This window comes from Candidatus Methylomirabilota bacterium (assembly GCA_035315345.1).
In the GTDB taxonomy this organism is placed as follows: domain Bacteria; phylum Methylomirabilota; class Methylomirabilia; order Rokubacteriales; family CSP1-6; genus CAMLFJ01.
Genome location: DATFYA010000106.1, coordinates 19,793 through 33,882, shown reverse-complemented (window position 1 = coordinate 33,882; position 14,090 = coordinate 19,793). Strand labels below are relative to the sequence as shown.

Sequence of the window (14,090 nt, the reverse complement as noted above, 5' to 3'; positions counted from 1 at the left end):
CGCCTTTCTGCTGCAGGCGGTCGCGGAGGCGGGGGAAGAGCGTCAGGACGTGCTCGAGATCGCGCGCGATGCCGTCGTGGTCCACCCGCGCGAAGGCGCCCAGCTCGAGGTTCTCCAGCACGGTCATCGGGGCGAAGATCCGACGACCTTCCGGGGACTGAGCGATGCCGAGGCGGGCGATGCGGTGGGTGGGGACCCGGTCGATCCGGCGCCCGCCGAAGCTCACCGTGCCCCGGAGCGGGCGTACGATCCCGAGCACGGTGCGGAGGGTCGTGGTCTTGCCGGCCCCGTTGGAACCGATCAGGGTGACGATCTCCCCGCGGGTGACCTGGAGAGACACGCCCTTGAGCGCGCGGATGTTGCCGTAGTAGGCGTGGATGTCCTGCAGCTCCAGCAGGTTCGAGGTGCCGCTCATCCGGAGACCAGCTCCTCCTCGTAGCCCTTGCCCAGATAGGCCTCGATCACCTTCGGGTTGCGCCGGATCTCGGCCGGGGGGCCTTCGGCGATGCGCGTGCCGTAGTCGAGTACCGTGATGCGATCGGAGGTCGCCATCACGACTTCCATGTGGTGCTCGATGAGCAGGACGGCGAGCCCGATCTCCTCCCGGAGCAGGCCGATCAGCTCGGTGAGCGTGTCGGTCTCGCGCGGATTCATCCCGGCGGTCGGCTCGTCCAGGAGCAGCAGCCGGGGCTCGCTCGCGAGCGCCCGGGCGATCTCGAGCCGCCGCTGGTCGCCGTAGGCCAGGTTCTTGGCCAGCTCCTCGCCGCGGCCGTCGAGGCCGACGAAGGCGAGCATCTCGAGCGCCCGTTCTCGCGCCCGCGACTCCTCGGCCACGACGGCGGGCGGGCGCAAGACGGCGCCGGCCACCGAGGCGTGCAGGCGACAGTGCCCGCCCACCCGCACGTTGTCGAGCACGGTCATGTTCTGGAAGAGACGGATCGACTGGAAGGTGCGCGCGACCCCGCGGCCGACGATCGCGTGCGGCCGAAGACCGATCAGGCTCTCGCCGCCCAGCCGGATCTCGCCGCGGTCCGGTCGGAGGAGGCCGGTCACCAGGTTGAAGAAGGTGGTCTTGCCGGCCCCGTTCGGCCCGATGAGGCCCACGATGCCGCGAGGCGGGATCACGAGATCCACCTCACTCACCGCCAGGAGTCCTCCGAAGCGTCGGGTGAGGCCGCGGACTTCGAGGATCGGATGACTGTTGACCACGGCCGCGCTCGCCGGCGGCTGCCGAAGCCAGCGCGGGATGGCCTCCGCGCGCGGCCGTGGTGGGGCCGCCACGAGGGCCAGGTCTTCCTCGCCCTCGTCCACGTCGGCGGCGGGCGGGCGCAGCCGACGACCGGCCAGGCCCTCGGGACGGATCAGCATGATGACCACCAGGCCCAGGCCGAAGAAGAACCACCGCCAGAGCGTGAGGTCCACGCTGATGAGCGCGGGGATGCCGACCGAGCGCCCGACCGAGCGGATCAGGGACGTCATCTGGGCGAGCAGGATGCGGTCGAACAGGGTGATCAGCATGCCGCCCAGGATCACGCCTCTGAGACTCCCCATGCCGCCGAGCACCACCATGCAGAGCAGCATGATCGACACGTTGAACTCGAAGGCACCCGGGGTGATCGCCTGGAGCTTCGCCGCGTAGAACGACCCGGCGAAGCCGGCGAAGGATGCGCCGAGGCCGAAGGCCAGCAGCTTGGTCTTGACCGGGTTCACCCCGGTGCAGTCCGCGGCGGTCTCGTCCTCGCGGATGGCCATCCAGGCGCGGCCGAGCCGCGAGTCCCGCATCCGGCTCATCGCCCAGAGGGAGCCGGCGCCGATGGCCAGGATGAGGAAGTACCAGGGGATGAAGTCGGTGTCGAAATTGACGCCGGGCAGCTGCGGGCGGCCCACCGGGTTCACCCCGTTCTCGCCGCCGGTCAGGTTCAGCCGCTCGACCGGCCGCCAGCCGCCGATGTCGATCGTGATGTCGCCGAGGTTGCGAATGGCGACCGGGATGATCTCGCCGAAGGCCAGGGTGATGATGGCGAGATAGTCGCCGCGGACGCGAAGCGTCGGCGCCCCGATCACCACGCCCAGCCCGGCCGACACCAGCGCGGCGATCCAGATGATCACCCAGAAGCTCCACGCGTGGCCGTAGAGCGGCGAGCCCAGCACCGGGGAGTTCAGCAAGCCCATGGTGTAGGCGCCGATCGCGAAGAAGGCGGCATAGCCCAGATCGAGCAGGCCCGCGTAGCCGACAACGATGTTGAGTCCCAGGGCGAGCAGCACGTAGATCATCGCGTCGGTGACCGCGTGGACGGTCTGGGCCTGCAGCGCGCGATCGACGAACGGATACGCGAGCAGAGCGGTCACGAGCAGGGCCGCGGGCAGGGAACGAAGACCGCCGCGATCGGTCACGCCTTGTCCGGGACGCGCTCGCCCAGCAGGCCCTGGGGCCGGAAGACCAGGACCAGGATCAGGATCGCGAAGACGAGCGCGTTGGTCCAGCGCGCCGAGATGTACTGATCGCTCCACGCGGAGAGAAAGCCGATCAGGAGGCCGCCCAGCGCCGCACCCGGCATGCTGCCGATGCCGCCCAGCACCGCCGCGGTGAACGCGCGCAGGCCGGCCTGATAGCCCATCCACCACATCCCGATGTTGTAGTAGAGACCCTGGATGAGGCCGGCGGCGCCGGCCAGCGCGCCCCCGATGAAGAAGGTGAGGATGATCGTCTTCTCGACGTCGATCCCCATCGCGAGCGCGGTCTCCTTGTCCTGGGCGGTGGCGCGCATCGCCTTGCCCCAGCGGGTGCGGGTGACGAAGTACTGAAGCCCGACCATCAGGGGAATGGTGGCGCCGAGGACCAGGACGTCCTTGGTGGTGATGAACAGCAGCGAGTCGATCCCGAACCAGTCGCGCAGGATGTCGACCGACGGGAACAGATCGGGATAGGCGATCGGGGCGGGCCCGCGCCAGATCAGGGTGAGGTTCTCCAGCATGAACGACACGCCGATGGCGGTGATCAGGGGCGCGAGGCGGAAGGCGTTGCGGAGGGGGCGGTAGGCCACGCGATCGATGGTGACGTTGATCACCCCGGTGGTGAGCATGGTGGCGACGAAGACCAGGGGCAGGACGGTGACCAGGTGCCAGCCCTGCAGCGTGGTGGTCAGGCCGAGGAGCGCGAAGTAGGCGAGGGAGATGAACAGGCCGAGCATGAACACGTCGCCGTGCGCGAAGTTGATCAGGCCGATGATCCCGTAGACCATCGTGTAACCCAGCGCGATGAGCGCGAAGACGGCCCCACGGGTGAGCCCGTTGACCGTCTGCTGGATCAGGACTTCGTGCCAGAGCACGGGAGTTGGCTGCTGTTCTAAATGGGGGGGAGCGGCACCGCTCCTCCCCCATGCCCCCCCATCGCCTTGTTCGGTCGCGTCGCGGTAGGCAGGGGCACCGTTCGCATGGTGGTTATTCGCGCGAGCGGCGCCGCGGCTCCTCCATGCCTGCCCACCGGGCTATTCGAGGATGGTCTCGAACTGGAACTTGCAGCCGATGGGAGTGTCGGCCTTCACGACCTTGAATCCGGACATGGTGTCGTAGTCGACGTCACCATTGGCGTCGAAGCTCCACTTGCCGTTGATGCCCTCGAAGTTCTTGGTGGTGGCGATCGCCTTGCGCAGGGCCTCGCGCTTCTCGGTCGGGTCCTTGCCCTTCTCGATCGCGGGCGCGGCCCGCTTGATCGCGTCGATGGCGACGCGTCCCGCCTCCGCGGCGTAGAGCGCGTAGGAGGTCGGCTCCTTGCCGAACTTCTTCTTGTATTCCTCGTAGGTCTTGGCGCCCACGCCCTTCATCTTCTCGAACGGCAGCCCGGCGAAGGTCACGCGCATCTCGGTCGCCATCGCCACCTCGCAGGTCGCGCCCTTGAGCAATTCCTCCTCGAGGAGGCCGTCGGGCCCCATGAAGCGCACGCGCGGGGCCACCAGCCCGACTTCCTTCATCTGGCGGATGATGACCTGGGCGCCCGTCTCGATGACGCCGCCCATGTACACCAGATCGGCCCCCGAGGCGCGCACCTTGGTCAGGACCGGCTTCTGGTCGGGCTGCTTCCAGTCGATCCCCTCGTTGGCCACCACGGTGAGCCCCATCTTCTTGGCGGTGGCCTCGAACACGTCCGCGATGCCCTTGCCGTACAGCTCCTGGTCGTTGAGGATGAACACTTTCTTGATGCCGAGGCGCTTGGCCCACTTCGCCGCGACCGCGCCCTGGATATCGTCGGCCGGGATCGGACGGAAGTAGTTCGGGAAGCCCAGCGGCCGGTAGATGTCGGGCTCGCCGGGTGCGGCGCCCTGCTTCTTGGTGAGACCGGGGTAGGTGTTGGCCGGGGTGATCTGCGCCATGTGGGCCCGGTTGTTGATCGGGATCGACACCTTGGCCGCGCCCGAGTTGTAGGTGCCCACGTAGAGGATGGCCTGCGGATCGGCCACCGCCTTGTTGGCGTTCTCCGCCTCGACCGCGCCGTCCCACTTGCCGGTCTGCGGAGAGGCGTCGTCGAGGTTGACGATCTCGAGGCAGAAGCCGGCGACGGTGCCGCCCACCTCCGCGACGGCCATGTCCAGGCCGTTCTTCATCCCGGTGCCCTCCGGGATCATGGCGCCCTGCATGGGCCACGAGGTGTAGAAGCGAAGCTTGCCCTTGGGACACTGCTGGGCGGTGGCGTCGATGTGATTGGTGGCCACCAGGGCGAGCACCGCGCTCAAGAGGATTCCGAGCCTCGTCCATCCGCGCATGACGTCCTCCTCCTTCCGCATGACGACGACCTGAGCCAAGCGTCACGGATCAGCTTCGAGCTTGGCCGGATGCTGGAGACTGGCAGGCCGGCTGTCAAGGGGTTTCTTGGCCGGCGTCCTGCGCTATGCTGTGGCCGGCCGAGGGAGGCCGTCATGCCGGAGCCGCGCGTCATCTACGAACCCAAGCCGGGCTCGCCGATCGCGGTCGATCGCCGGTTCTACGATCGACTGGCGTCGGACACCGCCGCCCGGACGCTCGTCGAGCGGTTCGTGGTGCCGATCCGGTCGGGCCGCGCCTGGCCGGTGAAGGCCGGCCAGCTCTTCCGCATCGTCGCGGTCGAGGGCCCGCAGGTCGCCGATTTCAACGCGTGGAACCTCGAGAACCCGCGCGAGCGGTTCTGGGCCGCGCGCACCAAGCAGCTCCACCGGGCGCACGTCACCACCCACGATCGGCTCTGGTCCTGCCTCCCCTACCTGCGCCCGATGCTGACCATCACCAACGACACCATCCGCTACGGACGCGACGCCGACGGGGCGGGTTGCCACGACTTGCTGGGCACCCGCTGCGACCCGTACGTGCACAAGATGCTGAACGGCGAGGACTTCGACCTCTGCTGCCACTCGAACCTGGTGCGCGCGGTCGCACCCTACCGTCTCACCGAGCTGGACGTTCACGACGTGCTCAACGTCTTCCAGGTGACCGGGCTCACCGCGGACGACCGCTACTTCGTCAAGGCGAGCCCGGCCCGGCGCGGCGACTTCATCGAGATGTTCGCGGAGATCGACGTGCTGTGCGCGATCTCCACCTGCCCGCACGGGGATCTGTCGGTGCAGATGTGGGGCTCGGAGGCGGGCGACCCGCTCGCCACCTGCCGCCCGCTGGGGGTGGAGATCTGGCAGCCGGACCCGGCCCTGCTCGCGGGCTGGCAGCCGCCTCGCTCGGCGGACTATCGCGGAGACCACGGCCTCCGTCACGGCTAGCGAGGGCGGCTCATGGCGACGACCGAGCGGCAGACGATCCCGGCCCGGCGCGGAGTGGCCGCGCGGGTGGGACAGGGGCAGCGCGTCACGGTGATCAACACCCACGGCGCCCAGGTGGTGGACACGTGGGCCTTCGCGGCGGGCGACGTGACCGAGTGGATGTCCATGGAGTGCAGCCGCGCGTGGTTCCTCAGGCTGCGCGCCGCCGTCGGTGACACGTTCCTGACCAACCAGCGCCGGCCGATCCTGAGCCTGGTGGAGGACACCTCGGGCGGCGCGCACGACACGCTGATCGCTGCCTGCGATGCTCCGCGCTACCGCCTGCTCGGCGTCGAGGGCCATCACGACAATTGCCGGGACAATCTGCACGCGGCACTCGGCGCGCTGGGACTCCGGGCGCCGGCCACGCCGTCGCCGCTCAACCTGTTCATGAACATTCCGTGGGCGGCGGACGGGACGCTGGCGTGGGCCGAACCGGTCTCGACGCCGGGCAGCTACGTGATGCTGAGGGCGGAGATGGACCTGGTGATCGCGTTCTCGGCGTGCCCGCAAGATATCCTGCCGATCAACGGCCGCACCGGCCAGACCACCGAAGCCCACTTCACGATCGACTGACGCCGGGGGAAACGCTGCACCCGCCGGGTCACCGCGGGCTGGGCGAGATACAGCTCGCGCGCGGCGCGGCTGACCGAGCGGGCTTCCGCGACGGCCACGAAAGCGCGGATGTCCTCCAATTCCACGGCCGCGTACCAATCACGCCGACCATTCATGTGCAACATGACGGGCACGCCGGTATCCTGTCCGGCATGTCGTCTCGGTCGGCCACCGTCGCGGGCGCCGACGCTTCCCTCGCCGTCGTCGAGCCGGAGGCCGGGGCCGCGCTCACCGCGTTCGACGCGCACGTCACCCACTACGGCCTGGTCGTGCAAGCCGGATCCTGAGGAGTCCAGATGTCACGCTACTACTGTCACGAGTATCCCGACGTCCTCGTCCTGGAGACCCACGTGATCGATGCGCGCCCCGGCGCGGTGTTGCTCGAGAGGAGCCCGTTCCATCCCGGCGGCGGCGGCCAGCTCGCGGACCGGGGGGTCCTGCGCTGGAATGGCGGGGAGGTGCGGGTGACCGGGATCGAGGCCGCCGACGGACGCTACTGGCACCTGCTCGCCGAGCCGGTGGAGATGGCGGGCACGGTCGAGACGGTGGTGGACGCGGAGTTCCGCTCCATGATGGAGCAGCTGCACACCGACACGCACATCCTCAATGCGCTCGTGTTTCGCCAGTTCCAGGGGGCCCTGGTCACGGGAGCGCAGCTCAACGCGGACGGCACCGCGCGGATGGACTTCGATCTGCCCGACGCCGACAACGACCGTCTGCGCGCGCTCGAGCCCGAGATCAACGACGTGATCCGGCAGGATCTGCCGGTCCGCTACGCCTACGTGCCGGTTGCGGATGCCCTGGCCGAGCCGGGCCTCGTCCGCAATCGCTCGGTGGCCCCGCCGCCGGGGGACGACGGGACGATCCGGCTGGTGGAGATCGTCGGGCTGGACCGTCAGGCTTGCGGCGGGACGCACCTCGCGTCCACGGCGCGATCGACGGCCATTCGCATACTGAAGATCGACAACAAGGGCCGGCACAATCGGCGAATCAAGATCGGGCTCACCGGCGAGCCGCGCGGGTGACCAACCTCTGCGGCCCGCACGACCTCTTTCCGGCGCCGCCCGACTCGTGGGTGCAGCGCGTCTACCACTGCGTGCGCCGCACCGACCTGCCGGCCGGCGGGCACTTCATCGCCTACGAGCGACCGGAGGAGTTCGTCGAGGACGTGCGCGCGTTCTTCCGCGACTTCAGAGGCTCGATCAGGCGGGGCCGAAGCCGATGAGGGTCTGGTGCTCGAGCTCGAGCGGGCGGAAGCGGACGGGGAGCCCGCCCTTGAGCGTCTCGAAGGGAATGTCCACCACGCGCCCCAGCAGGGACACGCCCTCGTCGAGCCGAACCACCGCGACCGCGTAGGGGACCTCGGCGGCGCGCCCTCGCGGAGCCACGCGAATCACGGTGTGGGAGACGATCGTTCCGGTGCCGGCCAGGGGCACCGGCGTCCAGTCGCGCTGCTGGCACTGCTCGCAGAACTCCTTGGGAGGGATCGCCAGCGCACCGCAGCGGCCGCAGCGGATGCCGGTGAGACGACCCGCGCGCGCCTCTTCGAAAAAGCCCTTCAGGTTGATCACGCGCTCAGTCACGGCCGAACAGGCTCACGACCACGGTCGCGGTGTTGCCGCCCAGGGTGTGGGTGAGGCCGGTGGAGGCGCCCTCGACCTGCCGCGGGCCCGCTTCCCCGCGAAGCTGGGTGACGATCTCGGCGATCTGCGCCGCGCCGGTGGCCCCGATCGGGTGGCCCTTGGCCTTGAGCCCGCCGGACGGGTTCACGGGCAGCCGGCCTCCGAGGCTGGTCCAGCCCTTCTCGGCGGCGAGCCCGCCGGTGCCCGGCTCGAAGAAGCCGAGGCCCTCGGTGGCCACGATCTCGGCGATCGTGAAGCAGTCGTGCAGCTCCACCACGTTGACGTCCGCGGGCGTCTTGCCGGCCTGCCGGTACGCGCCCTGCGCGGCCCGCTCGGTGGCGGTGACGCGCGACAGGTCGCGCTTCTCGTGCACGAACATGGTGTCGGTCGCCGCCTGGCTGCCCAGCACCCAGATCGGGCGCCGGTGCCGGCGGGCGACCTCCTCGGAGGCCAGCACGATGGCGGCGCCGCCGTCGGTGAAAGGGCAGCAGTCGAAGAGCTTCAACGGGTCGGCCACGTAGGCGCTCTTGAGCACCGTGTCGAGCGTGATCTCCTTGCGGAACTGCGCCTTCGGGTTGAGCGTGCCGTGTCGGTGGTTCTTCACGGCCACGTGGGCCATCTGCTCCTCGGTGGTGCCGTACTTGTCCATGTGGGCGCGGGCGATCAGCGCGAAGACGCCGGGAAACGTGAGACCGGCCGGCTGCTCGAGCGATGCGTCGGAGCAATACGCGAAGAACTCGGTGGCGTGCTCGGTCGGTACGTTCAAGACGCGCTCGGCGCCGCCGACCAGGATCACGTCCGAGACGCCGCTGGCGATCTCCATGACCGCGTGGCGGAAGGCCACGTGGCTGGTGGCGCACGCGTTCTCGAAGCGCGTGGTCGGAATGGACGGCAGGCCCAGCAGCGTGGCGGCCAGGGGGGCCATGTGGAGCTGGCGCTCGGTCTCTCCGCCGGTGACATTGCCGAAGTAGAGCGCCTGGATCGCGCCGGGCGCGATGTCGGCGTCGATGATCGCGTCGGCCGCGGCTTCCGCGAACAGCTCGGCGCTGGTCCGATCGTGCTTGCCAAACTTGGTGACGCCCACTCCGATGACGGCAACCCGGCGCATCTGATCTCCTCGCGGCTCCGGAAATAGTGACCGACGGTATCGTCATCATACTGCCGCGCTGCGTGAAGTGGAAACGCTTCGCCAAATGGTCGTGGAACGGCCGGCCGGCGTGATAGCGTGTGCCGCATGATTCGGGACATGCCGGCGATGTCCGCACGAGGCGCCGCGTGACCGTCGAGGAAGCCCTCCTCGCGGTGGTCGGGCTGATCGCCGTCGTGCTGCTCTTCCTGGGCCTCACCCAGGCGCTCGAGGGCGATCCGCGCGCACGGCTGCGGGCCCGCCGCCGGCGTCTCTCCCGACGCGGCGCGGCTCGCCCGATCGCCCGGCCGCGATCCGCCGCGACGCGAGGCTCGCGGCCACCAGCGCTGCGCCCGGAGGAGTCGCCGCTCGTGGCAATGGCCGAGATGGCGTCGGAGGCCGACGGGGAGCCGGCAGAGGCATCCCGCGCGGAGGACCTGGCCTGGCGGGAGCGGGTGGCCGGGCACATCCGGCGCCGCGAGCTCGGCGAAGCGCGTGGGCTCATCGACTCGGCCCTGGCTTCGCGCGAGATGACCATCGGGAGCGCGGGGGTATTGCTCGAGGCCTGCTCGACCGCGATCGCGCGCGACCTGTCGCGGCTGCGGCGGGCCGCGCGTCGCGGGAGCGGTGACGAGGCCCCGCTCGGCGCGCTGATGGAGGCCACCCGCGCCATCCTGGAGTCCGACCCGGCCTCGGGGCTCGCCGCCGAGCCGCGGCAGCAGGCCGGCCGGCGCCTCTGGCGCGGCCACACCCGCCTCGGCCTGCGTCGCTGGCGCGCCGGTGATTTCGAGGCCGCGGTCGAGACCTTGTTCGGGGCCTTGTCGGTGCCCGGGGCCGGCGAGCGACGCCGCCGCCTCGGCCGCGACCTGCTGGTGCGCACGCTGGAGGACGCGGCCGGTCAGAGCCTCGAGCTGATCCCGGAGCTGCGCGGCGACGGTGACCGCGCCGCGGCGGTGGAGCGGGCGCAGCGCGTCCTCGAGCACATCCGGCGCGCCCGCGCGGCCGGCGTCCCGGCCGAGGACCTCGCGGTGGCGGCCTCGCGGGCGCGCCAGCTGCTGGAGCACATCGAGCAGACCTCGGTGCGATGATCGACCTCGGCGCCGCGCTCACGCTCGGCCAGATGGTGGACCGCGCCGCCGCGCAGCACCCGGACCGCGAGGCGATCGTCTTCAAGAAGGAGCGGGTCACCTACGCCGAGCTGAAGCGCCGCGCGGACGATTTCGCGCGCGGCCTGCTCGCGCTGGGTCTCGGCCCCGGCGATCACGTGGTCCTCTGGATGCCGAACCGCGTGGAGTGGGCCGTCGCGAACCTGGGCCTCGCCAAGATCGGCGCGGTGACGGTCACCTGCAATAGCCGCTACAAGGCCCTCGAGGTCGACTACGTGCTGCGCCAGTCCGATGCCCGCGCCCTGATCATGGTCGACCGCTTCGAAGCCGCCGCGATCGACTACCTGGCGATCCTCGGGGAGCTGTGCCCGGGCGGGGACCGTGCCGCCTTCCCGATGCTTCGCCACGTGATCGTGCTGGGCGGAACGCGGCCGGCGGGGGCGGTCGGGTTCGACGAGGTCGAGCGGTCGGGCCGCGGCGGCGCCGGCGCCCCGCTCGACGCCATCGTCATCCGGCCCGAGGACGCGGTGGAGATGCTGTACACCTCGGGCACCACCGGCGAGCCCAAAGGGTGTCTGCTGTCGCACGGCAACATGTACTTCAAGTGCCGGGTCTACACGGAGCTGCACGGCTGGACCTCGGCGGATCGCTACCTGGTGCCGGTGCCCTACTTCCACATCTTTGGCTCGATGGGCGGCATCGCGGCCAACTGCCTCGTCGCCTCGACCCAGGTGCTCATGGACGTCTTCGATCCACTCGAGGCGATGCGGCTCATCGAAGCCGAGCGGGTGACGATCTTCTCGGGCGTGCCCACCATGTTCATCACGATTTTGGGGCATCCCGCCTTCCCTCGGCACGATCTGCGCTCGCTCCGGACCGGGTCGATCGGCGCCGCGCCGGTGCCGGTCGAGATCATGCGGAGGATCATCGATCGCGAGCGCGGGCTCGGCATGGACGCGCAGGTGGTCTACGGCCTCACCGAGGCGACGGGGGGTACCCACTGGACGCGGTCGGGCGATCCGATCGAGAAGCGAGTCGCGACGGTCGGGGTCCGGACGTCGGAGATCGAGGATCGGGTGGTGGACCCGGCCACCGGACTCGAGCTGTCCCGCGGCGCGGAAGGCGAGCTCTGCGTCAAGGGCCCCACGCTGATGATGGGTTACTACAACAAGCCGCAGGCCACCGCCGAGAAGATCCGCGACGGGTGGCTCCATACCGGCGACATGGCGGTGAAGGACGCGGACGGCTACGTGCGGATCACCGGCCGGCTCACCGACATGATCATCGTGGGCGGGTTCAACACCTATCCCGCCGAGATCGAGAACTTCTTCCTGCAGCACCCGAAGGTGCTGGACGTCTCGATCGTGGGTGTGCCCGATCCGATCATGGGCGAGGCGGTGATGGCCTTCGTGATCGCGCGCGAGGGCGTCGCGCTCGAGCCGGAGGAGATCGTGGCCTTCGCCCGCGGCAAGATCGCCAACTTCAAGGTGCCGAAATACGTCGAGATCGTCGATCGGTTCCCGCTCACCGGCTCCGGCAAGGTGCAGAAGTTCAAGCAGAAGGCCTACGCGGTCGAGAAGTACCGCCTGCGGGAGAGCTAGCGTGCCGCTCGCCGCCACCTACTTGAACTGGTTCGGCGGTGCCGATCCAGCCCTCGGGCCGTGGCAGACCCTCGCCGGCAGCGGTGGCTGCCGAGGCGAGAGCCACTCGGCTCACTTCTGTTCCTTCCCTCCGGGGAAGTCGTTGAGCTTCTTCATGTCAGGAACCTTCAACTGGCGGGTCTGCATGTCGTTCAGCAGGAACTTGCCGCGGTCGTTGAGCGAGTCCGGCTTGAACGTTCCCTTCTTCGGCATGGCCTCACTGTGGCAGTACTGGCAGTTCTTTGCTGGCATGCCGGCCTTCTTGGCGTCGGTCAGCATCTGCGCGGTGGCCCAGGCCGCGCCGACGGGTAGGGTGAGAGACAGGAGTGCCGTGCCGACGATCGCTCGGGTGACTAGCGTCATGATGATGGATCTCCTCTTTGCGTTTCGCGTGAGGTCCAGGCACTGATTTCGCCGCGGATTCTACCCCACGCCTCCGCCTAGCGCATCAGGGCCACGATCACGGGCCCCCAGGCGGTGAGCAGGATGTTGCCCACCGCGTACGGCACGGTGTAGCCGAGGGCGGGGAGCTTGCTCTGGGAGGTCTCCTCGAGAGCTCGGAGCGCGGCGGTGACGGTGCCAGCTCCCGAGCAGGCGCCGAGCAGGATGAGGGGATTCATGCGGAGCACGTACCGGCCGAAGAGAATCGCGATCGTGTGCGGGAGGGCCGCCACGATCAGGCCGACCAGGAGCAGGCTCGGCCCCGAGCGCTCGAGGCCCGAGACGAAGCTCGGCCCGGCGCTGAGGCCGACCACCCCGATGAAAACGGTCAGCCCGACGGTGTCGAAGACCCACATCGCCGGCTCGGGGATCCGGCCGAAGGTGGGCCGCACCGCGCGAAGCCAGCCAAACACCAGGCCCATGATCAGGGCGCCGCCGCTCGCGGTCAGGGTGATGGGGACCCCGCCGATCGTCACCGACAGGAGGCCGAACAGGCCGCCCACGAAGATGCCGAGCCCGACGAAGATCATGTCGGTGCTGACGGTGGGCCGATCCGCGTAGCCGATGGCGGCGGCCGCGCGCTCGACGTTCGCCTTCGCGCCGACCAGGCTCAGGACGTCGCCGCGATCGATGCGAGTCTCGCGGCTCCACGGCATCGTCTGTCCGACCCGGACGAGCTTGCGCAGGAAGACGCCGCGGGCCATCTCGAGGGCGGCCAGCTCGCTCAGGCTCTTCCCGACGACCCCCTTCTGCGTGACCACCACGTCGAGCAGCTCGGCCGGAAAGTCCAGCAGTGCCCGGTCGTCGACCTCGGGGCCGATCTGGGCGCCCCGCGCCATCAGGGCCTCGGTGTGAGTCATCACCGCGACCACGTCGTCCTTGTGGACGACGGTATCCGGGCCGGGCTCGATGATCTGACCGGCGTGGCGGATGCGGCAGACGGATACGCGGAGGTCCCTCGGCATGGCCTCGAGCTCGGCCACGGTACGATTTGGGAGTCGATCGGCCGTCACCCGGTAGGCGCGCACGCTGAAAGCCTGGAAGGCCGAGCGCACGCCGGGCTCCATCGACTCCTCGCCTCCGACCTCAGCCTGCAGACGCCGGCCCTCCTCCCGGAGATTGATGCCCATCAGCCACGGCCCGACGGTGGGCAGGAACCACACGACGAAGCCGGTGCCGATGAGGTACGTGACCGCGTAGGCCACCGGGATGTTGTTCACCAGCGCCGTCTTCTCGGCCGCCGGGAGGTCGAGACGATTGATCGCGTCGGCCGCGGTGCCGATGACGGTGGACTCCGTGAAGGCCCCGGCCAGCAGTCCCGCCGCGGTGCCCATGTCGTACCCGAGGAGCCGGGCCGCCGCGAACGCGCTGAGCAGGCAGGTCACGCACAGCACCACCGTCACCGCCAGCTGGGGCAGCGCGTCCTTGCGCAAGCCGCGGAAGAACTGCGGCCCAACCTTGTAGCCGGTCGTGAACAGGAAGAGATCGAAGAAGACCGTCTTCACGATGCCCGGCACCTTGATGTCGAGCTGGCCGATCAGCACACCTGCCAGCAGGGTGCCCACCACGGTGCCCAGGGTGAAGGAGCCGATCCGCAGCTTACCGATGAAGAAGCCGACCGCCAGCGTGAGGAAGATCGCCAGCTCTTGGTGCTCCCGAAGCGCGGTGACGAGGTAGTCCATGGAGGCGGCGTCCGCTATGTGAGCAGGATGATGATGACCTTGCCCCAGATCGTCAACCGGGTGTTGCCGACCGCCTCG

15 protein-coding genes are annotated in these 14,090 nt (G+C 69.5%); 7 read left to right on the top strand and 8 right to left on the bottom strand.

Going from position 1 to position 14,090, the window contains the following annotated elements:
• From VKN16_14745 to VKN16_14730, 4 genes are all read right to left on the bottom strand, one after another.
• Positions 1-415: ATP-binding cassette domain-containing protein (locus VKN16_14745; GenBank protein HME95463.1), on the bottom strand; the 415-nt coding region annotated here is incomplete at its 3' end.
• Entirely contained in the window at positions 412-2,394 is a 1,983-nt protein-coding gene (locus VKN16_14740; GenBank protein ID HME95462.1) for a branched-chain amino acid ABC transporter ATP-binding protein/permease, read from the bottom strand. The genes VKN16_14740 and VKN16_14745, both read right to left, overlap by 4 nt.
• Positions 2,391-3,329 carry a branched-chain amino acid ABC transporter permease gene (locus tag VKN16_14735; GenBank protein HME95461.1) on the bottom strand — a complete coding sequence of 313 codons (939 nt, stop codon included), beginning with the start codon at positions 3,327-3,329 and terminating at the stop codon, positions 2,391-2,393. The genes VKN16_14740 and VKN16_14735 overlap by 4 nt, the downstream gene beginning before the upstream one ends.
• Before the next feature lie 159 nt (positions 3,330-3,488).
• A complete protein-coding gene (locus VKN16_14730) occupies positions 3,489-4,799 on the bottom strand; it encodes a branched-chain amino acid ABC transporter substrate-binding protein (GenBank protein ID HME95460.1) in 1,311 nt (436 codons plus the stop codon).
• A gap of 114 nt (positions 4,800-4,913) precedes the next feature.
• Here VKN16_14730 and VKN16_14725 point away from each other — a divergent pair, with 114 nt between their 5' ends.
• The 5 genes from VKN16_14725 to VKN16_14705 all read left to right on the top strand — a co-directional run bounded on the left by VKN16_14725 (position 4,914) and on the right by VKN16_14705 (position 7,620).
• Entirely contained in the window at positions 4,914-5,741 is an 828-nt protein-coding gene (locus tag VKN16_14725; GenBank protein ID HME95459.1) for a DUF1989 domain-containing protein, read from the top strand.
• Positions 5,742-5,753: 12 nt separating this feature from the next.
• Entirely contained in the window at positions 5,754-6,356 is a 603-nt protein-coding gene (locus VKN16_14720; GenBank protein HME95458.1) for an urea carboxylase-associated family protein, read from the top strand.
• 191 nt (positions 6,357-6,547) lie between these two features.
• Positions 6,548-6,682, top strand: a complete 135-nt coding sequence (locus tag VKN16_14715) for a hypothetical protein (GenBank protein ID HME95457.1) — start codon at positions 6,548-6,550, stop codon at positions 6,680-6,682.
• A gap of 9 nt (positions 6,683-6,691) precedes the next feature.
• Entirely contained in the window at positions 6,692-7,420 is a 729-nt protein-coding gene (locus VKN16_14710) for an alanyl-tRNA editing protein (GenBank protein HME95456.1), read from the top strand.
• Positions 7,417-7,620, top strand: coding sequence for a hypothetical protein (locus VKN16_14705; GenBank protein HME95455.1), 204 nt, complete (start codon positions 7,417-7,419; stop codon positions 7,618-7,620). The genes VKN16_14710 and VKN16_14705 overlap by 4 nt, the downstream gene beginning before the upstream one ends.
• Here VKN16_14705 and VKN16_14700 read toward each other — a convergent pair.
• Entirely contained in the window at positions 7,598-7,978 is a 381-nt protein-coding gene (locus VKN16_14700; GenBank protein HME95454.1) for a Zn-ribbon domain-containing OB-fold protein, read from the bottom strand. The two genes, VKN16_14705 and VKN16_14700, sit on opposite strands and share 23 nt — an antisense overlap.
• On the bottom strand, positions 7,971-9,125 hold the full coding sequence (locus tag VKN16_14695) for a thiolase domain-containing protein (GenBank protein HME95453.1): 1,155 nt from the start codon (positions 9,123-9,125) through the stop codon (positions 7,971-7,973). The genes VKN16_14700 and VKN16_14695 overlap by 8 nt, the downstream gene beginning before the upstream one ends.
• A 167-nt stretch (positions 9,126-9,292) precedes the next feature.
• On the opposite strand from VKN16_14695, the gene VKN16_14690 reads away from it, so the two are divergent.
• Positions 9,293-10,231, top strand: a complete 939-nt coding sequence (locus VKN16_14690; protein ID HME95452.1) for a hypothetical protein — start codon at positions 9,293-9,295, stop codon at positions 10,229-10,231.
• Positions 10,228-11,850 (top strand): AMP-binding protein, encoded by a 1,623-nt coding sequence (locus VKN16_14685; protein HME95451.1) that lies wholly within the window; start codon positions 10,228-10,230, stop codon positions 11,848-11,850. The genes VKN16_14690 and VKN16_14685 overlap by 4 nt, the downstream gene beginning before the upstream one ends.
• Before the next feature lie 111 nt (positions 11,851-11,961).
• Here VKN16_14685 and VKN16_14680 read toward each other — a convergent pair whose 3' ends face one another.
• On the bottom strand, positions 11,962-12,252 hold the full coding sequence (locus VKN16_14680; protein ID HME95450.1) for a hypothetical protein: 291 nt from the start codon (positions 12,250-12,252) through the stop codon (positions 11,962-11,964).
• Between the two features lie 77 nt (positions 12,253-12,329).
• Positions 12,330-14,012, bottom strand: coding sequence for an aspartate-alanine antiporter (gene aspT / locus VKN16_14675; GenBank protein HME95449.1), 1,683 nt, complete (start codon positions 14,010-14,012; stop codon positions 12,330-12,332).
• Between the last annotated feature and the right edge of the window lie 78 nt (positions 14,013-14,090).